A 23515-nucleotide genomic window follows, 5' to 3' on the forward strand; every position below is an offset into this window, starting at 1 on the left:
TCGTGGCGTTTTGTTCTTTCGTCAATTGGTCGAGCCATCTCTGATAATCTTCCTCGGTTTCGACGACCAATTGGCCCTTCATCTTGTAATGCCCCCAGCCGCACAACTGCGAGCAAGGAAGGTCGTAAGTGCCGATGACCATCGGGCGGAACCAGACGGGAATCCTCATTCCAGGCACGGCGTCCTGCTTCACCCGCATATTGGGGATGAAGAAGCCGTGCAACACGTCCTGCGACTTCAGTTCCACTAGTGCCATCTTGCCGACCGGCAGGTGAATATCGTTCACCGTGAACAGATCGTCCGGCGTGCCGAGTTTGCCGTCCTTGCCCGGATAGCGGACCCGCCATTCGAATTGGCGGGCCTGCACCTCCAGCTCGACGACGTTCGGATCGCGCTCGCCGTTGGGGAGCGTGGCGGAGGGGTTCCGAATCTTGGAATCGGCCCAGGCGTTCATCTGGTAGATGGCGATGAACAGCAGCGTGACCGCGGGCAGAATCGTCCACACGATCTCGAGATGATGGCTGCCATGCGTGTATTTAGCCGGTTTTGGATTTGCCTGGGCATTGTATTTCCAGAGGAACCAAAACAGCGCTCCCTCGGTGGCAATGAACACGATCCCCGTCAGCCAGAGGATGAACATGAACAGGTGGTCGACGTTCCGGCCATTTTCGGAAGCGTCGAGCGGCAGCCAGATGTTCACGGTCGGCGAGGCGCCATAAACGAACACCCCGACGCCGAAAATCGGCACGGTCAGAAAGAACAGGCTCCAGAATTTACCCACGGAATTGAATCCTCGCGATCAGCGTGTGACGAGTTCTCCGTGCCCGCCGTTGGTGATGTCCGCATCGACTCCCAACTCGCCGCCCGGTTCGTAGGGGAGCGCCATCACGTAGTCGATCAGATTCCACAACCGCCGGCTTTGCAGCTTTTCCATTTCGGGATCGACGATCTTCGCGATGAACTCGGTCTTCTTGCGGAGCTTCATCTCTTGCACGTCGTCGGCGTCATCCTCGCCGATCACCAGATCGGGGAACTTCGCCTTAAATTGCTTGTCGGCCGCGTCGCTGATTTTTTTGAGCGCCGCTTTGTCCTGGGCCGTCATCAGATCGGTGGCGGGCATCGGAACGCCGTTGATCCCTTCGTGAATCCGGTAGTACAGATCAAGCGGCCGGCGCCCGCCGCGGTAAACCCCGAGTCGCAGATTCCGCGGGACAATATGTCGCTCGGGAAGCGCCCCCAGCGGCATGACCACCGACGGCTCGATAAGATCTTGCGGCTTGCGGCCCCAGGTAGCCGGATCCCAAACATACTTGGTCCAATCGTCGTAATCGGTCGTTTGGCCGTCGCCAAGGCCGGTCGGGCCGTGGCACTTGATGCAGGCGGCGCCCTGATATTGGATTTTGACTGGCGCGCTGCCGTCGTCCGGCTTGTACTCGAATTCGCCGGGAGCTTCGTGGGTGAACATTTGCCGGCCGATCGCGATCGACAATCGGCGGGCGGCCCGTTGCTTCGCGATATCGTCGATCTTGTCGAACTGCATGTCCACCGGGCGGTCTTGGACGGCGATCTCAACCGGGTCTTGCCAGCTTGCCACGACCGGCGCCAGCACGGCCGAGAGCGAATCGTGATCGTCCTTAAGCGGTTCGCCCTTCTTCGGACTATCGTGGACCAGCCGGGCCAAGCGCAGTTCCATCTCGCCGCGGATGCTGAGGAAACGAACGTATTCAACGAGCGCCTCCCGATCCAGTTGGGGCAGCAGCTTGAAGGAAGGCATCGCCGTGCCGGGGAGCCCTTCGTGCAACGTGCGCATTAGGTCGTCGGTGGTCGGGCGCTCTGGGCGTTTAGTCGATTTGAATTTATACCAGCCTTCGCGATAATCGCGCGGATAGGGATTCAAGAAGGCCGCGGTCGGTCCCGCGCCGTCGCCGGAGATGCCGTGGCAGTGAACGCAATGCTCGCGAAACAGCCCTTTCGGGCTTCCCGTCGGCGCGTCGCGATGCACCGGGCCGCTACAGCGGCGGAGTTTGTCGAGATCGAGCCCCGTCTCGGCCGGGGCAAATGGTTCGTCGGGCGTGCCGAACAGCGCAGTCAAGATGTCGGCGATCTGCTGCTGTTGCTGCTCGTTGACCTCATTCTTGGTCATCGCGACCATGTTCAAATGAAACTCGGCGACGCTCTGCCCGCAGCCGGCCACCACCGCGCAGCAGGCCACCGCAAGTCCGCAGGCCCAAACCAACGATCTTCGTCCTGGCATTTCTGAGCTTTCCTTCAGGTCATCGTTTAACCGGGAGCCATCGTCGACGGGGCCGCACGCGGCGCTCGAGGTCGCCGGTGGCTCTCGGCTAAACGAATTGTCTTCAACCCGCCTTGAGCGCGGCCGTGCTGACGGTGATGTCTTTCAAGTCCTTCTCCTTACCCGGCTCCAAGCTCACTTTGAATCGCCCTGCTCCGCCGGCCGGCTGCAAATCGGGATTCTTCACGTCGAGCGCACCGGCGTTCTCCTGCCAGATTTGGAATTCGAGTTCTCCGGCGGGCAGATCGGCAATCTCAAAGGTGCCATCTTCGCCGGAGACAGCGCAATACGGATTCGAGGTGACAACGACGCGGGCCTTCATCCAGGGGTGGATATTGCAGGAGACCGGAGCCGGCGTCGATTCGGGGCCTTCTACCTTGAATTCCGCGGTCGCTCCGGCCGGGATCAGCGGATTGCCCTGCAAGTTCTTGCCGCCGACGTTGGTGTTGTGGGCCACGGGATCGGAATTCTTCACCGACAGCGTTTGGCCGATGCGGATTTTCTGGACGTGCGGCTCGAACCGGCAGCCTTTGTTGTCAAGCGTCACGGAATCGCCGGCAGACTTTTCGTATTCCTTGTTCACGGGAATCTTCGGCGTGCGGACGTAAATCACGACGTTGGCGATTCCCTTGTCCTTTCCGATCACCAGCGACTCGTTGAAGAGCGGATGAACTCCGCAGACCGCCTGATCTTTGTCGATCGTCAGCGCCGCGGGGCTCGGCGCGCTTCCGTCCAAGATAAATCGCCCCTTCAACGTAGCCCAGCCCTCGAGCCGCTTGAGCTGGGTCGCGCCGCTGGCGGTTTCGGCCGCTTTGCCAGCCTTGCTCGGAGCGGCGCTGAATCCCTCGCGGATTTTCAGCGCAGCGGCCATGTTCGCCTCGGGACCTGTTTCCAATCCGCTTCCGCATCCGACAACACCGACCAAGGCCGATGCGCCGATCAGAACCACCAGGACCGGTGACCGTGAACTTTTCATAGTCGTTATTCGCCAATCGCGATTGGCAATCACTTGTTGAACTGGTCCGCTGGGAGTTTGATGTCTCCCAGATCGGTGTCCTTGCCTGCTTCGATCGCCACCTTGAGGACTCCCTTGGGCCATTTAACCTGCTGCCCCTTCAGGACGGCATCCTGAACGTAGCCCGATCGCTCTTGATACACGATGAACTCGAGATCGCCGGCCGGAAGGTTCTTGATCTCGAATGTGCCGTCCTTCTTGGAAACCGCGAAATAAGGACTCGACCGCACCAGCAGCCGCGCCTTCATCCAGGGATGGATGTTGCAGCTCACCATCGCGGGGAGCGCCTCGGGCGCCTCGATCTTCTGGTCCGAGGTCTGACCGGCGGCGATCAACGGATTGATCTGAAGGTTCCGCCCGACCACGTTCGTATTATGGGCGACCGGATCGGAGTTCTTTAGTTCTAATGTCTGGCCGACTCGAACTCCTTGCACGTGCGGCTCGAAGCGGCAGCCGTGGTTGTCGAGCACGATCGTGGCGTCCGCCGACTTTTCATAATCGGGATGGATATTCACTTTCCCTTTGACATAGATCATCACATTGGCCAGGCCGCCGTTGGGATCTACGACCAGGTCTTCAGCGACGAGGCCTTTATCGCCGCAAACGGCCTGATCCTTGTCCACCGTGATCGGGGTCGGCGCCGGCGCCGCGCCGTCGTAGACGAACTTCCCTTTCAGGTTGCCCCAATCGTCGGCCCGTACAGGGCCGGGACCGATCACCGCTGCGATTGCGGACAACAACAGCGCGAAAAACGAAAAACGCGACATGGAAAGTTCCTCCAGGGGCCGATCAGAAATCTAATGCTGATTCACTTCTCCGACGCCTCGACTCTCAATTCGTCAACCGGCTTTGCCGATGCCGCCGCGCCAGGGGCCGGTCCGGCGGGTTTGACGAGTGTCTTGATCGATATCTGGTCTTGGGCAAAAAGATCGAAATTCATCAACAAATCGACCAGCCCTTCGATTTGATCCTCGCTGGTTCCTTTGTAGAGATTCTGCGCGACGGGCGGGGCCGGCGGCGGCGCAATATTTTGCGGCATCCCCGTGTAAGGCAAGATGCGGGCCGGATCGCCGATCCAACGATGCACGTATTCAGAGCGCATCCGGTCGTGAACGCGATCGAGCCGCGGGGCCATCGCCCGCGGGCTGCCAGTGGGCGAAAAGTCTCCCACCTTGTGGCACTTCACGCAGAAGTTGTTGTCCACGACGATCCCGAGCGCCCCTTCGAGATGTTTGGGGTGCGCCAGTTCGACCTCGTCGAGATGATCGGCCCGAGTACGATCGTCGAATTCATACGGATACTCGGCGCCGTCCATGGCGGCGAAATAGCTCGCCAGCTTTGTCGCCTCGGCTGACGACATATTGAACTTAGGCATCCGCAGCACGGCGGCCGGGCGAATCTGGAATGGATCGAGGAGGAAATCGTGCAGCCAATTGGTTTGCACCTTCTTTCCTTCGCCGATCAGCGGCGGCGGGAGCCAGCCCCAGGCCTCGTTCGGCTTTTCCTTGTACGTCGGCTCGTCGGCGACAACATAGGGGAGAGCGTAACGGGCCAAGTCGCCGCCGCGCGCCGGATAGCGCTTCGCGACTGCGGCCACCGGCACTTGAAGATCCTTGCCGACCACGCGCTCTCCGCCATCGACGACCGCCGCTTGAAAGTTCAGGAACGTGCTGGTGGGCACCGGCGCCTTATTCGGATTGTCCTCATCCTCGACTGCTTCGATCACCGGCCCGCCTTGGAGATTCACGCGCGGCATCCCGACGATGGTGGCCTTTGCCAAGCCGCGCCGATCGAGGGCTTTCGAGTCCGCGATCTCCTTCGCCGTAAAATGGGTCATCACGAATGGGAAATCGACCACGGTGGGGGCTTTGCCGAAATCGCCTGGTTTGAATTCCAGCTCCCAGCGTTCCATTTCGAGCATGTGGCAGCCGCCGCAATTGAACTTCTCGAGCACCTTGCGTCCGGAGACGATCGCCTCCTTGGTCGGCGTCGGACGATAGACGAACGCCGGCGGAGGCGGCTCGGAAACCAGCCCGAGCACGAATGTCATCACTTGCTCGATCTTCTCCTGGTTCTGCTCTTCACCGACCGCAAAGTGGAACTTCGGCATCCGCAGCCGCTCGTTGTATTTCTTGTTCTCGGTCTTCTTGAAGTCGTAGCTCCGCGGCGCTCGCAACTTCTGCCAGAGAAAGCCCTCGCGCTCTTCGCCGAGCAGCTTTTCCATGAAGTAGCCAATGTCCGGCTGAAGATCCGCAAGCGAGAACTCGCGCTCGGGCTCGGCGGGGACCTTCGCGCCGTGCGCATCGTGCACCGCGCCAGCCGACGATCCAGCGGCGTCTTTCGCGGCCGATTCGGGCGGCGCCGCACCGGGGAGCCCCACGCTACTGCGTCCTTTGGGGTCGTGCGTCAGGTATTCCTCGATCTGCTCGAAGGCCAGCCGCGACGGCAGCTTCCGCCCCCAATCAGCCAGTGCCGTGCCGATGGTCTTCGAGTCCTCGAAGCCCGGAATGTCATGGCAGCCGTAGCAGCCGTATTTGCCGATCGAGCGGCGGCCGACGTATTGGAGCGTTCGGGTCAATCGAGCCTTCTTTTGTTCGGGCGTTTGGTCGCCGGCTTTAGACCTTTCGCCCACAACGCGGTCCGGATTAATCAACACCGCTTCATCACCCTGGACCACGTCGGCCTGTGAGGCCGGGATTCCGCGCTCGATATAATCCTGGGCACGTTCGACTGGGAACTTATCGCTCAAGTTGGCCACTGCTAACTCGTCGAGGGTCTTTTCATCGGCCGAACTCATTTGCTCCGCCAGAGCGTTGTCCGGCTTCCAATCCTGTTGCGAATTCATCAGGAATTCCGTGACGTCGTCGGCTGGGTCGGGACCGGTTGCCTTCCCGTCGGCATTCATCTCCGGCAGCAGGAACAGGACCGGCATGAAGGTCCGCGGATGATACCGGCTCGGATCGCGGACCCAGCTATAAAGCCATTTCCGGCCGTTCGGCGAACTGGCCAACTTGGCTCCGATCCGCGACAGGTCCGGACCTTGGGTCGCCTTCAACTCCGGGAAATCCTCGCCGCGCAATTCGGCCGGCACCTTTTGCAGCAAGTCTTGCCACTGCGCGACGTTCTCTTTCTTGAAGTCGGCATGTTGATGGCAGGCGAGGCAGCCGCGCGTTTGAAAAGCCTTCTTGCCGCGGGCGACCTTGTCGCCTTTATCGACGAACGCGGCACCCGCGGACGGCTCGATGTATTTGAACGGCTGGCTCGAGCTGAGAAGATAGCTCGTGATCGCGCGGACCTCGATCGGCTCCAGCCGCTCGGCGTCCTCCAGCCCGCGGCCATCGAGATGGTCCCACTGGCCGAAGAATCGCGGCATTCGCGTGTCGGGACGGAAACCCTGCGGGTTTGCGATCCAACTCGTCATGAACTCAAAGCTCAATTTGCTGGCCACGTGCCGCAAGCTGGGACCGACCTTCCGCTCCGTGCCGGGGTTATCGACATCTTTGAGCACTCCTTCCATCCGCAGCGAATCGTCGGACAGGATGGGCTTCGGTGGTTTGGAACCCTCGGCGGTCGGCTTGGCCCGCTCGGCATCTTGCGAAACCAATTCCCAGAGGCGATGGCGGGCCGTTTCGTTTTCGGGATGGAATTCGACATCTTCCGCCCAGGCGACCGCTTGCTTGCCGAGCTTTGCCAATCCCGGATCGACGAGCAATTGTGCGGCCGCGGCAGAGTAGTTCGGCTCGAGCCGCAGATCGGGACCGATCCGCCGCTTGCCGTCGAAGCCGTTGATCTCGTGGCAGCCAAAACAGCCATAGCGTCGAATGATTTCGTATCCCGCCACCAGCTTCGGCGCCGGCGGGTCCGGAAACTCGCGGCTCCGCTCCAACTCCACCACCTCATGGTGGCACTTCAGACAAGTGCTCTCCATGAACCGATGTGGATACATCGGATAGGTCCAGTTCTCGTTGTTGAACCATTGATGCTGGCGTCCCCAGATTTCCGCCTGATCCAGATTGTCCGGCGTGTGCGAGGCCCATTTGAACGCGGTGGCGCTCCCTTGCCCTTGATGGCAAATCGTGCAGCCGAACTTGGAAACCGGATGCGGGCTAAGCGAGCCGACGAACAGATCGAGGCGCGGATGCGTCGCGAACGGATGCGGCACGCCGCGGCGGATCGATAGCTTGAGCTTCTTGCCCCAACCTTCTTGTGCCATCAAAACATCCATGGCCTGCGCCGGCTTGTAGACCCGCGCGCCGTTGATCGCTTCGATCACGTCCCCCCCCATGAGTCCCGCGGTCGCGGCAGGTGTCAGCGGATACACGGCGGAGATCGTCACGTCGGCAGGACTGAACACGCCCGCGTCGGCCAGGTGAAGACCGTAGAGCGAGTCAAGTGATGGCGCGGCCGATCCTTCTTTTTTCGGTTCCTCGCTCTTGGCCCCCGACTTCTTCGGGCGAGCCGGCGTGGCTAGATCGACGGTCAGCCGGGTGGTCGACGGAAACGCCGGAGATGTTGGAGCGCCGGGCAAAGTGCGCTCGACCCCTTGATGGCAAGTCTCGCAACGATCGAATCGCGCCACGTCGCGGAAATTGTTGTTCCAGGGCAACTGCGGCAGCCAACGGTTTTCGATTTTCAACGGGCTATTGAAGGCATCGAGAATTGGCAGCTCGAGGGTCTGACGGAGTTTATTCGCACCCGTGCTCAAATCGCGTTCTTCCGCCTGCTTGCGAAACTGCTCGACCTTTGCCAGTTGAACGGCGAGCGCCTTGCTGGCCTTGTCCTCTTCGGCGGTAATCCCATTGACGATGCTCTCCAATCGCTTTCTCTCATTGACGACTTTCTGCATCAGCGCGGTGGAGGCATCGACCTGGGCACGGGCGCCGTCGGCATTCTTCTGCAACTCTGCCAGTCGGTCGGCCGATTCGTTTCTTCCGACGGCTTGATCGAACTGCGACTGCGCAGCGCTAAAATTGGCCTTCTTGTCCTTCACTTCGGCGGTTAGGCCGTCTTCGCGGAAGCGAACGGCCTTCAGGAAATCATCGCCATCCATCCCCTTCAACAAAGCCGCGCGAGCGGCGCGGATTGTATCTGGGTCCGTTTGTGCAGCCAGATCGGCGGCCGATTTGCGTAGCCCCGCGGCCGCCTCCTTGCCATAGAGCGACGAGAAACTACGACCCTGGTCCTTCGCCAAGTTGACAAATGCGTCCTCTTGATCTCTGAGGGCCTTTAAGAACTCGTCGACGCGGTCGCGGTCGGCAGGAGTAAACGTTTGCTTCGCCTTGGCGAGCGACTGCTTCAACTCCTGCGTCTTATTCTCGTAATCGGTCGATTGTTGTTCGGTCGCCCGCCAGTCCGCAGTCTGCACTTCGAGATTCCGAAACGTGCGTTGAAAATCCTTCCACGGACGGTTGTGATCGTCGGCCATCATCCAGATGGTCGTGACCAACATCGCCACCGACGAGATGCCGAACACCAGGTGCATCAGCTTCGAGTCGCGCCAGGTTTGTTCGTTTGCGGGCATTCTAGGTCAAAAGTTCAAGAACCATTCGTCGATGTGCACGATGTATTTGAGATTGATCGTCCAGCGCAAGACCATCTTCAGCGGCAGCGTCAGCATGAACAGGAACAGATTCGACATCAGCATGTAGCGGAAGAATCCCATCTTGACGAACGCCTTGCGGAAGATGGTCGTCGCCAACAGCGGGGGAAGGGCGATGAAATAGACCGCCAGCGCGATGATTCCCGGCGCCTCGCGGAGGAAAATTGTGCCTAGTTGAGCGCCCAAACCGCTCCCCGACGGGGCCCGCGGCAATGGCTGATGGAGCAGATCGATCCAGAATAGCTGCGAGAGGTCGCGGTTGTTGAGCACCTCGACCTTGTGCGGGTCCCAACTCTCGAATGGCCCGAAGAAATTCCAATTCGGACCACGGAGGAATGTGCCCAGGATAATCAACGTGATCCAAAGTTCGAGGAACCCGAACTGGAACACCAGGTAGGCGAACTTCCGCTGGTTGATCGTGTAGTAGCCGCTCCCCAGCTTGTTGTAGTCGAGAAACGGGATCGCCATCAGGCCGAAGATCACCAGGCTGGGCAGCACCACCCCAGCGTACCACGGATCGAAATAGACGAGCATCTCCTGCAAACCGAGGAAGTACCACGGGGCTTTCGACGGATTCGGCGTGAGCACCGGGCTGGACGCGTATTCCAGCGGCGCCTTGAGCATGATTCCCCATACCAAGAGCAACGCCGTCACCGCGATCATGCAGATCAATTCGGTGTAGACCAAATCGGGCCAAACGAGCACCTTCTCGTCGTCCAGCTTTTCCAGCGGCGGCAAGCCCTGGCGAATCCGATCATCGTTCTTCACCGCCTTGGCAGTTGCCAACCAAGTGAAATAGCCCAACATAAACACCAGCGCCACGATCGGCACGTTGTCCGGCTTGGTGACGATCTTCTGGAAATTCGGATCGACGGCGGAGAGTCCCATCACCAACAGCGCGAGATTCAGCATCGTCCACGCAACCATCGGCCGCACGAAGAACCGCCGGCCGAGAAACATCGTCACCAGGGCAATCGTCGTCCCCACGCTGTAGACGATCGCCCCGGTCTTCCCGCTCAGAATCATGCTGAAGCTCTTGAACCACTCGGGCATTTGCGGAACCCATTCCGGATTACCGCTCATGGCCAGCGGAGCCAAAATCACAAACCCCACGGCCACCGCCACCCAGACGAGCGCCTGTCCCGGCTCGTCCTTCTGCCGCCAGAGAGAGAGGGCGCAGACGGCGTTCATTGCCGCCAACAGCAGATAGTAGACCCCGAGCCCGCCCGCGATCGATTCCAAGGCAGCAGAGGGGTCAACACTAGCGAACAGCATGGGACGAATAAATACGAAGTGCAAAGTGCGAAGTACGAAAACGAACGATACGCCCGAAGCTGTTTAGCCGCGACCCAAAGGGCAGCGCGTACCCGGCCTCCATGTCACAACGGCGCGCTGATGCCGCCGTCTTTACGGACCCGCCAGAAGTGGATCGCCAATAACAACGACACCGCTAGCGGAATCGCGACGCAGTGCAGCACGTAAAACCGATTTAACGTTTCTTCGCCGACGAACCGGGCGCCGAGCAAACCATAGCGCGCATCGGAAGCGTTGGTGATCATGTCAATCCCGCCGACGCTCAACAATTGGTGCCCCGGCCCTTCATGCCCTAGGAACGGAGTGGCCCGGGCCATGTTCGATCCGACCGTGATGGCCCAGATCGCGAGTTGATCCCAGGGGAGCAAATAGCCGGTAAACGAAAGCAACAGCGTCAACAGCAGCAGCACCACGCCCACGACCCAATTGAATTCCCGCGGCGGCTTGTAGCTGCCGGTGAGGAACACGCGATACATGTGCAGCCAGACGGTGATCACCATCGCATGAGCGCCCCAGCGGTGCAATTCGCGGAGGATGCCGAGGCTCGTCACGTCCCGCAGCGCTTGGATGTCGGTATATGCCCACTCAAGCGTCGGGCGATAGTAGAACATGAGCAGCACGCCGGTCACTGTCTCAACCAGAAACAGGAAAAACGTCACGCCGCCCATGCACCAGGTGTAGCTGAGCGCGATCCCTTGCTTCTTGATCGACACCGGGTGGAGGTGCAGGAAGAAATTCGTCAGCATCACTACGATGCGGTTGCGGCGATCGAGCGGCATCGGATGCCGAAAGACGCTTTTCCAGAGCTGCGAGTTGCGAATCGTTTCGCCGAGCGACATGAGTTGGGAGTCGGAGGTCGGAGGTCGGAGGTCAGAGGTCAGAGGTCAGAGGTCGAATCATATTTGTTTAGCCGCAAGCCAACGGCGAGCGCGGCGGCATTGCAGTCGCGCGTGTCCCATCAAACCGTTACAAATGACGCGGGGTCGGCCCATTGGCCTAGTTCCTCGTGAAACGTCTTGCTCTTGTCAACTTCCAATTGGCCGTCGTCGCCGATGCGGATCGCGTAGCGCTCTAGCGGCCGTGGAGCCGGTCCTTCAAAATTGATTCCGTCCTTGTAAAAGCCGCTTCCGTGGCAGGGGCATTTGAACTTCTGCTCGCCTTCGAGCCAATTCGGCGTGCAGCCGAGGTGCGTGCAGACCGTTTTTAGGGCGTAAACCTCTTTCTGCCCCTTGTACTCGTAGTTGCAGATCCAGACGCCGTATTGCGCGACGTACTTCGTCTCGACCTGGCCCGGCGAAAGACTGTCTTTGAATCCGACTTTGAACCGGCTGGGAGGCTCGGTGAGAATGTTTGGAAACATGAACCTCGCGGTGCCGAGCGTCCAGAGCCCCGTCGTCACGCTGAGCGATGTAAAGCCGAGGCCCAAGAACGAGCCGAACAGCAAACTCATGAAGCCGCGGCGATCCTCGTCCGGCTTTTCCGCTTTGGCCGCCGGCTTGGGAACTGCATAGGCCGGCTTGGGGGGCATCGGCGGCACGGCGAGTTTGGCCTTCGCGGCCGCCACCGGTTCGCGCGGCGTTTGGGGCTTCGTCGCCGCTTCCGCTTTGGACATCGGCCCCGGCTTCTCCGCCGTTCGAGCCGCGGCAAGAATGCTGGCCGTCCCCTTGGGAACTGCCGGCGCGATCGCAGCCGACTTGGTTGCCGCCGGCTTTGCGGCAGCGGGATTGGCGGCAACCGGCTTTTCAGCCGCCGCGGATTTGGCGACGGCGGGTTTCGCTGCGTTCGGTTTTGCGGCGGCTGCTCCCCCGCCTGCTTTCTGCGCTCGGGCTGCCGCCATCATTTCGGCGACGTTCGGCCGGCCACTCTTTGTCGCAGCCGCTGGCTTGGGTGCCGGCTTTGCCACCGGGGCTAAGTTTGCTGGCTTTTCGGCAATGGGCTCTGTCGCCGGCATTTCACTCGCGGCGACAGCTTCGGCCGGCGGAGTTTCAGCCGCCGATATTGAATCGCCGTTCGCCTTCTTATCCGCATCAGCCTTGCGCGCGGCCGCCAGAATCTCGGCCACGGAGGGTCGCTTTTTCTCTTCAGCCATAGGTAATGAATCCGCGAGAACCCCTCGGCGGCATGGATTCTCCCACCAGCCGGGGGCGGGACTTTACTTTCGAGAATCTCTCTCGTGCAAAAAGTTCAATAATGGAAAGCACGACCGAAATCACCGATGTCAAGAAATCCGAACCGCAGATAACTGCTTGCTCTCGTAAACTTTGCGCGGCGTCGGAAAATCCTTGTGACTTTTTTCACGAACCCGCGTCTGTTTTAACGAAACCGTAAGATTTGTCAATTGCTCTGGCGAGGCGTTCCTGTCGACCGCGAAATGGTCGAGACTAATACCGACCGAGCGCCCGAGGTGCCACGAAGGAACCGGCCCTCCCCAACGCTCGATCGCCAAACCGAATTCCGGCCAACTGCCCGGCTATTCTACCGTTGCCTTCGCGCCTTGCGAGCCCTCTTTTCTTTACGAACACGAATCACGATTGGTCTACGTTAGTTTTTGATTCAATTAGACGATTTTGACTTATGCCGCGTACAGATTGTTGCGAGCAAAAATGGCGGCCGCCATAATGTCGCTGGGACGCATGATGTAGATTTAAAGGGTCGCACTTGGCGCCGTTGGTGAGTTTCCCGTCGGTTCTTCCGATTCTTGATCCTTTGAGGCTTGACTATGCGATTGGCAAATCTTGGGTGGTCGCTAGCGATTTTTTGCATGCTCGTGGCCACGGCGAGCGCGGCGGGTTGGAAAGGGGCCAAGGTCATGCCCAAGTCCGACCAATTGATGTTGCAGGTCGGCGGCATGCCCACGGGAAGCGTTTACGACATCGCCTGGCCGGCGGTCGTCGAAGAGGCTAACGGACGTTGGCTCTGGCTTCGTGACGAAGGGGGCTATAGTGCCCGCCCGGTCGCCGGCTGGGTCTATGCCGACGACGTGCTGAAGTTGGAGGAAGCCCGCGATTATTACACTGCTTTGATGAGCGATCAAACGCCGGCCTGGGTTTATTGGCTGCGCGGCATCTATTGGGAAGGCCAACGCGAGCCGGGCATCGCGCTGAGCGATTACAAGAACGCGGCGGACCGAGATCCCGAAAATCGGCTCGAGGACGTGCGTATTCGCCTCGGCCGCTTGACGGCCCAGAATCTGTTCCAAAACGCACCCGTCCATGCGATGAGCAAGAACGACCGCGATCAGTATGAATACTATTTCAATCGAATTAAGAACTCATCTCGGCCGCAGCTCTATCTCGAATGGGCTTCGGCGTTGAGCATGGCCTGCAAATGCCATCAACGAGCGGTGACCGCTGAGGCCGTTTTGCCGACGCCGGCGCCGAATGGAGAGAAAACCCGCGGCGCGGCCGATGCGAAAGCCGGCGATGCAGCGGCGAATACCAAAAAAGGCAACGACGAAATCTTCGAGACGGCTCGCACGGACGCCTTGGAGAAGCTGGCCACTGCGAAGAGATTCAACCGACGTTGGTGGCGCGTGCCGATGGCCGAGGCGGAAATGCTGCTCGATCTTTGCCAGAAGGAATCGGCCAACGGCGAGGTCGAACCGAATGAGAACGTCAGCGACAAAGATCTCGCCAGGGCGGCAGAATGCTTCGACGACGCGATTGCCTTGAATCCGAATTCGCCCGACGCTTATCGCGATCGGGCCGAAGTCTTGCGGCTCCAATATCGGCTCTCCAATTTGCAGTTCCATTTGGGGTCCGGTATGGGAAATGGCATTTCCGCTGAGCAGCGCCATCTGCTCCAAGTGGCCAAGCAATCGGCGACGACCGCTTGCAATATGACCCTTTTCCGTCAGCCGCAGTGTCTCAAAGTGTTGGCCGAAATCTGTGCTGACACGTCGGACTTGCCCAAAGCGGCCAAGTATGCCCAAAGCGCCGCCGAATACGCTCAAGAAGATGACAAGAGCATGATGAAGAAGCTCGGCGACAAGTACGTCAATTTGTTGTCGCCTAAGGACGTCGCCATCTTGACCAGCTCGGGCTCCGTGTACGTCCCAGCGGGATTCAATTCGGGGGCCCCCGGCGCGACGGGCGAGACGGCCGCCAAGCTGGAAGTCAATTACGTCGACAGGTCGCTGAGGTCCTACGACGCGGATCGCTAGTCCCAATGCACGGGCATCGAGACGAGCACCGCGAAGGTGGCGAGGAACAGCGCGATCGAAATATAGATCATGATCCGCCGCAACCGTCGGGATTCGAACGTGTTGCCGATGCCGCCGAAGAACAGCACCGAGGCAAATAGCACCGTCAACAGCACGTAGGTGTCTGAGTTGTGCCCTGCCTCGGAGACGGTGGTTCCAATTTCTGTTGCATTCTTTTCCTCCTGATCGGCCGCGTCCGTCTGCGGCTGTTTGTATTCCGCCATATCGAATGGCGTGGACGGGGCCTGTGGATTATCTAGCGGATTGGTATTCCACCACGCGAGCAGGGCGAGCTTCGTTGGCGGGGGAAGCCGGTCGGCGAAGAACTGCGCAAGTTTCTCGTTGTTCGCTTGTTTGGCTTCGAAGAACTTGATGAACATGGCGGCTTCCAGCGAGCGAATTTGAAACGCCCTGGAACGGTTCTGCGCCGCCTTCCGCGATTCTGTGCTCGCCTGCCCGCTGCGCGATCCTTGCACGCCACTCCAAATCTTCGACTGATAAGCGCACCAGGCCGAGCAAGTGGTCGCCAGTGAGAGGATGATGGCACAGGCGACCTCCATCCACGTCCTGCGATGGCTGCGCTCCAAAAGATCGAGAATCCGGTGCAGAGTGTCGTCGCCGGTCGTGGCGGGAAGCGGTGCGGTCTGGGGCGTGTCAACCATCGGGGACCTCCAAATGACGAGCGGTCGGCGGTCATGGCCGGCCAGCAGGCGAAAGTCGCGATTATATGCCGAGAAATCGGCAGGAGAATAGGCCGTTGCAAGCACTCAAATCGCCAGTCCCAAAGCGTTATAAAAGGGACCGTCGCCGTTGGCTCAAGGTTAAACGACGAGTGCGCCGCGCGCTACTCACAATACGGCTCACTTCACGCGCCACGACATCAAATACATCTGGTGCGTGTTCACTTTCATTTCCAGCCCGCGGGTGCCGCCGGTGCCGTAGAGGGCGTTTTGGCAGAGTTGCCCTAGCGGCGAGTCGAGCGTTGGATCGCCTGCGCCACGGAGCGCGCCGCGCACGGCCGCGAGGTTCGATTGCTCGAGCACGGAGAAGTCGATCGGCTGCCCCTCCGATTTCGTCGCGATCACGACCATCTGATCGAGATTGTAGGTGGTGGGCGTGGTGGTGGCCTGGCCGGTGAGGATGTGTCCGCCGGGGGTGATCATATTGTCGGTCCCCGATCCGGCCCGCGGGAAGGCGGAGAGGATGCCGAACTCGCTATCGACGAACAACAGCGTCACATCGATCTTGAAATGGCTATGGTTGTTGATTCGCCAGGCGACCCATTGCCCGGCGGGAACGGTGACTTCGTGCCCCTCGGCGCGGATCGGGGTTCCTTGCGTGTCGTTCTCGTCGCGGAGCTTGAGCATTTCGACTTCGACGTCGATCGCCGTGGCGTCGGTCGCCAGTCCGTTCGCGTCCCGCGCGACGCGATGGATTTGCGTGCCGGGGGAAGTCAGATTCAAGAGGTTTTGCGCGCGAAAGATGTGGCTTGTGTATTCCGCGAGCGCTTTGGCCGCGGAGCGCGCGGGCACGACGAACCGCGGCGTCTCGGCGGGAAGATCGCCCTCGATATCGGCGGCATCGGCAGACAGGAGAACGATTTCCTTGCCGCGCGCCTGAACGACCCAATCCGGCCGCTGGCCGCGATCCACGAGCATGAACAGCGCACCGGGCTTGCCAGCCAGCTCGCGGAGTTCGCGGTCGGCCTGCTCGAGCCGCGCGATGAGATCGGCGGCGACGACCTTCTTGTCGCGCGCGTTGGCCAATTTATCGACGGCCATCTTGAGGCGCAACGCGCCGTAATCCATATAGACGAGTTCGCAGCGCGCCCCGGGGACGAGATCATCTTCGGCCGGAGTTGGCAGACCACCATAATCGTAGGGCACGACTGTGGAATCGAGCGTGTTGGCCAGCTTGATTCGCACGTGACCGATCGCCTGGTCGGCGTTCTTGCGATCTCGCGGCGGATAGACGGCGAGTATGCTGCCGGCGGTTAGGCCCTGCAACCGCCCGGCGTTGAGCTTCCAGCCGCCCGACGGATTCTGCAGCAGGTTGAACTGCGAGCGTCCCGGAACGGCGGTTCCGAATACCTCTCGCTCTCGCGCCAGGCCCTCGATGAGCGGCTTGGGGCCGGTCGTGCGCCCCATTTGCGTGTAACGGTCACAAATCAGCTTGTGCAACTCGGCGTACGTGAGGTCGCCGGCGGCGCGCTCGAGAATCTCGCACACCGTGTACGTGAGCAGCCCGTGGTTCTGTTGATTTTCGCCATCGATCGGAAAGGGGCGCTCGACGGTCGGCTCGTCGGGGCGCGCGGCGTAAAGAGCGACGAAGTTCGGCGATTGTTCGTCGAGTTCGAAGAGATGCGCGGGCTCGTCGCCGCCGCCGCGCGTGCCGCCGCGCTGCCTAGCGCGGTCGGCCGCCTCGGCAAACGCCGATTCGGGGATCGCCAGATCCTCGGGCGAAACTTTCCGCGGCGTTTCATCTCCGCGCAACGTCGCCCCCGAGCAGCAGGAGTCGACGATCAACCATAGCGAGGCGCCGGTCGCCGTGACTGCCTTCGTCCATTTTCGCAACTCGTGGTCCGGGATCGCATTGACCACCGATTGCTGCTTGCCGCCGTTCCAGATGCCGATGTCGGCCGGGAGAAAGATCTGATCGCGGCCGTTCGGTTTCGGATAGCGCAGATCGGGCGGGTTCTGCTCCGGCTGCTGACTGCCGTGCCCGCCGAGCAGCACAACGACCTGATCGCCGCTCCCCGATTTCTTCGCCAACTCGGCAAATTCGCGGGCGATATCGTCATGGGTCGGGCGAAACCGACCGCCGACCTTTTCCGACAACACGACGATGTTTTCCGCGGGGAATTTGAACTTATCGACGAGCACGGTGCGGAGCAGCTCGACGTCATTGCCCGGCCCGACCAGCCGGAACGAGCGGTTGTTGTCGTACTTCGTGCAGCCGACCAACAGCGCAAATCGCCGCGCGGAATCCTGGGCGGCCGGACGCGCGGCCGCGGTCGACTGGTTACCACCAGGCGCCGTGGCGGCAAGAATCGTCGCGGCCGAGCCAGCTAGCATCAGCGAGAGTATTAGTTCGGCGCCATTGAATCTCGCTCCACTCATGGTTTGATCCTCTTGAAACGAGTGCGATTTCGCCCGTCGGGAATCCCATTTCGATCCTATCCCGTCGTCCGCCCGGCTTCAATGCTCGCCATGCGGCTTAACGTGGACCCGTCAATAGTCGGCGTTCCCGCGACCAGCTACAATCGAGCATCTCAAGCGGGGACAACTTGGAGTCTGCCAATCGGTTTCTTGGGCCATCTAGATGAACCCCGTCCAGATCATTGCCCGCAAGCGCGACGGTGCGGCGCTCTCCGCCGACGAGATCGGCAGTTTGATCGACGGGTATGTCCGCGGCGACGTCCCGGATTATCAGATGTCGGCCTTCGCGATGGCCGTTTATCTTCGCGGGATGGACGGGGCCGAGACGGCCGCGCTTACGGAGCGGATGCTGCGCTCGGGCGACGTGCTCGAAACGCCCGACGTTGCCCGCCGCGTGGACAAGCATTCCACCGGCGGTATCGGCGACAAGAGTTCGCTGATCCTCGCTCCGCTTCTGGCCTGTTGCGGCTTGCAAGTGCCGATGATCTCCGGCCGCGGGTTGGGCGCCACCGGAGGCACGCTCGACAAGCTCGAATCCATTCCGGGCTTTCGGACGGACCTGACTGCCGACGAGATTCAGCAGATCGTCGAGCGATTCGGCTGCGTCATCACGGGGGCTACGGCGAATCTCGTTCCCGCCGATCGCAAGCTCTATGCCTTGCGCGATGTGACGGCCACGGTCGCGTCGATCCCGCTCATCACCGCCAGCATCATGAGCAAGAAGCTCGCCGAGGGTCTCTCGGCCCTGGTGCTGGATGTGAAGTTCGGCTCCGGGGCGTTCATGAAGTCGCTGGATCAAGCCCGAATCCTCGCGCAAGCGATGGTGGACACGGGATCGCGGATGGGGGTGAAGACGACGGCCCTGCTGACCGACATGAACCAGCCCAACGGCCGATTAGCGGGCAACGCCGTCGAAGTCGATGAATCGCTTGAAGTGCTCGCCGGCGGCGGGCCGGCCGACCTCCGCGAAGTCACGCTCGCCCTGGCGGCCGAAGTCCTGCGGATGAAAGGCCTGGCCGCCGATCGCGAATCCGCCCTGGCGATGCTCTCGGGGCATCTCAGCTCCGGGCGCGCGCTAGAGAAATTCCGCGAAATGGTCGCGGCACAGGGAGGCAATTTGGATGCCCCGCGCCTCCGTGCGCCCGGCTCCCTCGTACCCGCAGGCCGCGATGGCTACGTGACCTCGATCGACACCGAACAACTCGGCATGGCGATCGTCGATCTGGGAGGCGGCCGAAAAAAAGTCGGCGACGCGGTCGATCACTCCGTCGGCGTGGAGATGCTCGTTCGCGTCGGCGATAAAGTCGAGCAAGGTCAACCGCTCGTCCAAATCTTCGCCCGGCCGGCCGACCGCGAATGGGCCACCCGCCGCATCGCCGAGGCGATTCAAATCAGCGAGGAGCCTTGCGCCCCGTTGCCATTAATCGTCGAGCGAATCGCTTCGTCGTCTCCCTCTCCCTCTGGGAGAGGGCAGGGGTGAGGGGAACCTGCTGCGGCTCACTCATTCGCGTTCCGCAAAATCGAAATCGTTATTGCTTTCCGACGCTAGTGCTTTGTCACGCCAAGGAATTGGGGTTGGCTCCAATCGTAGCGGGAGCATCCGGCTCCCGTGAACGGCGACTGGAAGCCGCCGCTACGAAAAACGCCCAACCCTAAAATCAAGCTGTGACAAAGCACTAGCAGCGTCGGCAACGTGTCAACAGGATTCCCACATGACCGCCGAACAACGCCAACAACTAATCGCCGCCGCCTTGCAAGCCCGCCAGCACGCATACGCCCCGTACTCCGAATACCAAGTCGGCGCCGCCGTGCTCACAAAATCGGGCCACATCTTCGCGGGCTGCAACGTGGAAAACGCTTCGTACGGCCTGACCCTGTGTGCCGAACGCGTCGCCATCGTCTCGGCCGTTGCCGCGGGCGATCGAGAATTCATAGCCCTAGCCGTCGCCACCGCCGGCGGCGCAACCCCCTGCGGCGCCTGCCGCCAATTCGCCGCCGAGTTCGCTCCGGCCATGCCGGTGCTGCTGATCGACGCGGCGAAGCCACAAGCGGCGATCGAAGTCAGCCTAAGCGACCTCTTGCCGGGACAATTCACGTTCAAGAAGGGATAAGCCGCAAGCGCGGAGGAGATCCCAACTCGCCCAGAGAAGATCGTGGACCTCCCGGGCTTGGCGATGGGGCCGCATGTGCCAACGGTGCGCGCGGAGGGTCTGCTCGGCGCGCACCAAAATGAATTGTCAAAAAACGTGATTGCGGTTTGGCCATGTTACAAAGCACCCTGGCCCAATTTCCACCCAAATCCCCGGGCGTCCGAAGTCCGATAAGTAGAATGTCCCCGTTTCCTCTTCCTCAATTATTTCGCCGAGTTCTCGTCAATAATTGGACTTATCCCCTTTTCCTCCCCTCTTCCGGCGCTACGAATCGCGTCGAGCTCCGCTGACGTCCGGCAAATCCGGCGCATTCGGCTGGAAGTCGGCGGGCTACGCGAAGGCGCTGTTCTTTTCCAGATATTCCTGAGTGCCTTGCCAGGCGGTGTCTTGGGCTTCGTCCATTGAGGTCTTCAACGGGCCCTTGAATTTGCCCATGAACCGATCGTAGTCCGAGACGAATTGATTCGGCTCGTTTTTCGTCTGGCTCGGATCGTTCAGGCCGAAGTCGATTGTTTTTAGATCGGCCTGGATCTGGTTCGCGGTCCACATCGCCTCGTGCATCGAATGGCCGCCGTCGTAGACTAGAAACATCATGGAGTTCATCAGGAATTCGTTGGGCTCGACGCCGGTCCCGCCGCTGCCGGATTTGTTCTTCTCCATCTCCTCATAGAGATGCAACAAGATGTTGGTTGTTCCGGACACTCCAGACGCGAACGGCAGCGCCTTGTTGAGCTGGATATCGTTTTGCTTCGAGCGCTTGACGTCGGACAGTTCCTGGCCGTCGGTGAGCTTTCCACGGATGCCCATGCGGTTTGCGGTGCCGGGCCGCTCGCTTTCCACGAGGTTATCGTCGTCGGAGGCGTCGGGCTGATGCAACATGGTGATGCCCGCCCCCTTCGACATGACTTTGCCTTGCCCCGCGCCCCGCTCGCGATTGGCCTGGCCCGTGATGCGGGAGTAATTTCCACTCGCGTTCAGGAGCCAGGGAGGCTCATGGCCCGTTTGCTTTTGCGCTTGTGGCATTTTCGCCATGACATACGAAAACGCAATGATTTCTTGGCCCGTGGTGGGCGGGGTCTTCAGGAACAACTTGAGCGCGGCGAGCGCCTCCTTGCCGTCTTTGGCGCCGGCCATCGTGCCGAACGCCGGGACGGCGGCCGACCACGGCCGCTTGTCTTCCTCCACATAGTGCTCGACGAAGTACTTGGCCGCTTCCTCGTTCTCGGGGCTGTCGGCGAGCATGTCGGCGAATGCAGAGCCGCTCTTGCCGGATGACTCGAGAAGCTCCTTGGGCGGTTTCTTGACCAGTCCGCTGACCATCTTGGTGTCGAATACGCGGCCGTAGATGTTGTCCTGCAACTGGGTGGGCTGCAGTTTATCGTCGCTCTCAGGCAGTTGCCCCTTCAGCTTACCGCAAAGACCGACCATCCCATCGTCCTTGAGCGTGGCAAACGCCTTCTCAGCCCGGACGACCAAGGCGTTCACTTGCGCCGTATCGAGCGTATGGGTCATGAACATTTTGCGCCCGTCGGTCGCCAGCGCTTTGAGTGTCGGGTCATCCTTGTGCAATTCGAGCGAATTGTTGACCACGGTCATCAGGTGAACCAGCACGTCGTTTGGCGTGCGCGACGTATCACGCTTCGCCTTCGAGGGGCCGGCGGCTTTTTGTTTCGCCAGCGTCTCGCGGGCGAGCATGTTGGCGACATCGACCGACGCCTTTTGCACGCGCGGATCCGTGCTGTTGCGCAGCTCGTCGATCGCCTTGAGCGCCGCCGTAACGCGCGTGGTGTTTTCGTTGGCCAACTGACCGTCGATATAGGTTTTCAGATCCTTGGCGAGATCGCCCCCCGTATCGAGGCGCGCGACGAGGGCCTCGCCGTATTTCGTGCGGGCCTTTTGCAGTCCCTCGCGATTGCTCTTGCTGTCTTTGAGCACGCATTCGGATTCCGCGAGCAGCACTTGCAGCTCCATCGCGTCGGTGGTCAGCCCACGGTCGTTCGGGCCGCGATCGGCGATCCGCTGGGCGAGCGATTCGAGTTGGGATTTTTTGGCGGCCAAGAGCGCGGGCTCGACCTTGCCTTCGAGATCGTTGAGGTTCTCGGCCACCTTCAGCGCGCTTTCCTTGAGCTTCAGCGGCTTAGCGCGCGAGCTGGTCAGCTTTTTTTCGATGTCGCCGATCTGCTTCGCGGGACCGGCCAATTCCTGCGGCAAGGGGTCCTCGAGCTTAAGTGCACGCAAAAGTCTTCCCATGGGTTCGCTCCTTATGCCGTGATTGGACCGAGGGCCGCACTGATTTTGCCCAGCGCCAGCCGCAGCGGCTCCGTAACCGCCATGTCGGGCAGGACCTCGTTGCCGTCGAGCGCGGCCATGACTTCGTCGCCATCGATCGTCTTCTGAAAACCGTCCATTAGCGCGCGGGCCTGTTTGATCAAGCCGGGTCGCGCCGCTTCGTCCCCATTCAATACGTAATCGAGCCCGTCGTCGAGTTGGGGCCCGAATGTCTTGATCAGCTTGTCGAGCCGGACGACGGCCGCCGAGAGCGCATTCTTTTGGCTCTCGACGCCCTTGAAGCGTTGGCTCAGTGCGGCCTCGAGCCGCCCAATCTCGGCGATGGCGTTGATCCGTTCGGTCCGCCAGGAGAGCCGGCTCTTTGCCAGGGCGACCAGCGATAGCTTGCCGCCCGCCGCGGGTCCCGTGGCCGCAGTGCCCGTTTTTGACAGGAGCGATTGTAGTTCATCGAGCCCCTTGCTCGCCTGCACGAAATCTTTGTTCTTGATGTGGCCGCCGACCGCGACGAATAGCTCTTGCACACGGGCCTTGTTTGGTCCGGCCAGCGCGGCCTTGATGTCCGCGGTCATGGCGTTGAGCCGCTTGACAACATCCGCCCCGTCTTGCGGCGGCGTGCCGGGAGGCGTGCCTTGCTTCACCAAGGGTTCGAGTTCGTCGAGGCCCTTGCCGGCCTGCACGAAATCTTTGTTCTTGATGGCGTCGTTGATCGCGACAAACAGCGCTTGCACGCGGGCTTTATTCGGTCCGGCCAGCGCGGCCTTGATGTCCGCGGTCATCGCGTGGAGCCGTTGAGCCACCAAGTCGCCGTCAGGCGGAGCGGGGGGCGCCTGCGGAGGAGTTGCGGTAGTCGATCCTCCTTCGTCGGCGAGCAGTTCCGGATCGGCGTTGACGCGGAATTCCGCATGAACGGCCATTCCAGCGTCGCGTTTCACGATCACCTTGACCGCCTGGGCGGCCGTGGCGGGAGCTTCCTTGGCCGTTTCGAAGATATACTTCCCGTCTTCGTACTGGCAAAAGCCCTTGATTACGGCGGAGCCGCCGCTTTGCTTCTTGGCCGCGGCAATACTGGCCGGAGGCACCTTCGTCTTGGAAAGGATCAAGGCGCCGTCGCTGGCCCCCTTGAGAACGAGCGCGAAATAGGCCCGCTTCGATTTTGCCGCCTTCAATCCATCGACCAAATCCTTGTCCAACTCGGCTGCTTTCGCCATGATCGTGTCCTGCTTACCGATAGGAATTCTGTTTCCCCGACAGGAAGTGAGTTTAGCACGGGCGACCGGTGAATCAAGGGTTACATGCTGTCACCGATTGCAAATCCTGGCCGGCGAAGTATTCGACTCGGATAAGCTCGATAACGTGGGTGCATTCCGCACTTTGCAGTTTGGCACGTTGAGGTTATGACTTCGGGTTTGGATTTTGGGGTTGGTGCATGGAAACTAGGAATCGACGGGGAGGTAGGCAATGGAATGCCGTTTACAAGACCGGATTAAGGCTGTCGC

Annotated in this window: 14 protein-coding genes and 1 pseudogene; 3 read left to right on the plus strand and 12 right to left on the minus strand. The window is 60.7% G+C overall.

The window, feature by feature from the left end:
- From VGY55_06755 to VGY55_06790, 8 genes are all read right to left on the minus strand, one after another.
- On the minus strand, nt 1-781 hold a 781-nt coding region (locus VGY55_06755; protein ID HEV2969672.1), incomplete at its 3' end, for a cytochrome c oxidase subunit II.
- 18 nt (nt 782-799) lie between these two features.
- Complete coding sequence (locus VGY55_06760; GenBank protein HEV2969673.1) at nt 800-2254, minus strand: cytochrome c; 1455 nt, start codon at nt 2252-2254, stop codon at nt 800-802.
- 103 nt (nt 2255-2357) lie between these two features.
- Nucleotides 2358-3269 (minus strand): hypothetical protein, encoded by a 912-nt coding sequence (locus VGY55_06765; GenBank protein ID HEV2969674.1) that lies wholly within the window; start codon nt 3267-3269, stop codon nt 2358-2360.
- 29 nt (nt 3270-3298) lie between these two features.
- On the minus strand, nt 3299-4075 hold the full coding sequence (locus VGY55_06770; protein HEV2969675.1) for a hypothetical protein: 777 nt from the start codon (nt 4073-4075) through the stop codon (nt 3299-3301).
- A gap of 41 nt (nt 4076-4116) precedes the next feature.
- Entirely contained in the window at nt 4117-8829 is a 4713-nt protein-coding gene (locus tag VGY55_06775; protein HEV2969676.1) for a hypothetical protein, read from the minus strand.
- A gap of 6 nt (nt 8830-8835) precedes the next feature.
- Nucleotides 8836-10182, minus strand: coding sequence for a hypothetical protein (locus tag VGY55_06780; GenBank protein HEV2969677.1), 1347 nt, complete (start codon nt 10180-10182; stop codon nt 8836-8838).
- A gap of 104 nt (nt 10183-10286) precedes the next feature.
- On the minus strand, nt 10287-11060 hold the full coding sequence (locus VGY55_06785; GenBank protein HEV2969678.1) for a cytochrome b N-terminal domain-containing protein: 774 nt from the start codon (nt 11058-11060) through the stop codon (nt 10287-10289).
- Nucleotides 11061-11179: 119 nt separating this feature from the next.
- Complete coding sequence (locus VGY55_06790; GenBank protein ID HEV2969679.1) at nt 11180-12310, minus strand: Rieske (2Fe-2S) protein; 1131 nt, start codon at nt 12308-12310, stop codon at nt 11180-11182.
- Nucleotides 12311-12982: 672 nt separating this feature from the next.
- On the opposite strand from VGY55_06790, the gene VGY55_06795 reads away from it, so the two are divergent.
- Nucleotides 12983-14383 carry a hypothetical protein gene (locus tag VGY55_06795; protein ID HEV2969680.1) on the plus strand — a complete coding sequence of 467 codons (1401 nt, stop codon included), beginning with the start codon at nt 12983-12985 and terminating at the stop codon, nt 14381-14383.
- Here the strand turns inward: VGY55_06795 and VGY55_06800 are convergent.
- Both VGY55_06800 and VGY55_06805 read right to left on the minus strand, forming a co-directional pair.
- The gene (locus VGY55_06800) at nt 14380-15084 is read right to left on the minus strand and encodes a hypothetical protein (GenBank protein HEV2969681.1); all 705 of its coding nucleotides are present in this window, start codon (nt 15082-15084) and stop codon (nt 14380-14382) included. The genes VGY55_06795 and VGY55_06800 overlap by 4 nt on opposite strands.
- Before the next feature lie 198 nt (nt 15085-15282).
- Complete coding sequence (locus tag VGY55_06805; protein HEV2969682.1) at nt 15283-17541, minus strand: caspase family protein; 2259 nt, start codon at nt 17539-17541, stop codon at nt 15283-15285.
- 202 nt (nt 17542-17743) lie between these two features.
- On the opposite strand from VGY55_06805, the gene VGY55_06810 reads away from it, so the two are divergent.
- Both VGY55_06810 and cdd read left to right on the plus strand, forming a co-directional pair.
- Nucleotides 17744-19060: a thymidine phosphorylase gene (locus tag VGY55_06810; protein HEV2969683.1), complete on the plus strand. Its 1317-nt coding sequence runs from the start codon at nt 17744-17746 to the stop codon at nt 19058-19060.
- Between the two features lie 229 nt (nt 19061-19289).
- Nucleotides 19290-19691, plus strand: a pseudogene (cdd, locus tag VGY55_06815) (cytidine deaminase).
- 369 nt (nt 19692-20060) lie between these two features.
- On the opposite strand, the gene VGY55_06820 reads toward cdd, so the two are convergent.
- Nucleotides 20061-21980, minus strand: a complete 1920-nt coding sequence (locus VGY55_06820) for a hypothetical protein (GenBank protein HEV2969684.1) — start codon at nt 21978-21980, stop codon at nt 20061-20063.
- An 11-nt stretch (nt 21981-21991) separates the two neighbouring features.
- On the minus strand, nt 21992-23227 hold the full coding sequence (locus VGY55_06825; GenBank protein ID HEV2969685.1) for a hypothetical protein: 1236 nt from the start codon (nt 23225-23227) through the stop codon (nt 21992-21994).
- Between the last annotated feature and the right edge of the window lie 288 nt (nt 23228-23515).

The organism is Pirellulales bacterium (assembly GCA_035939775.1).
In the GTDB taxonomy this organism is placed as follows: domain Bacteria; phylum Planctomycetota; class Planctomycetia; order Pirellulales; family DATAWG01; genus DASZFO01.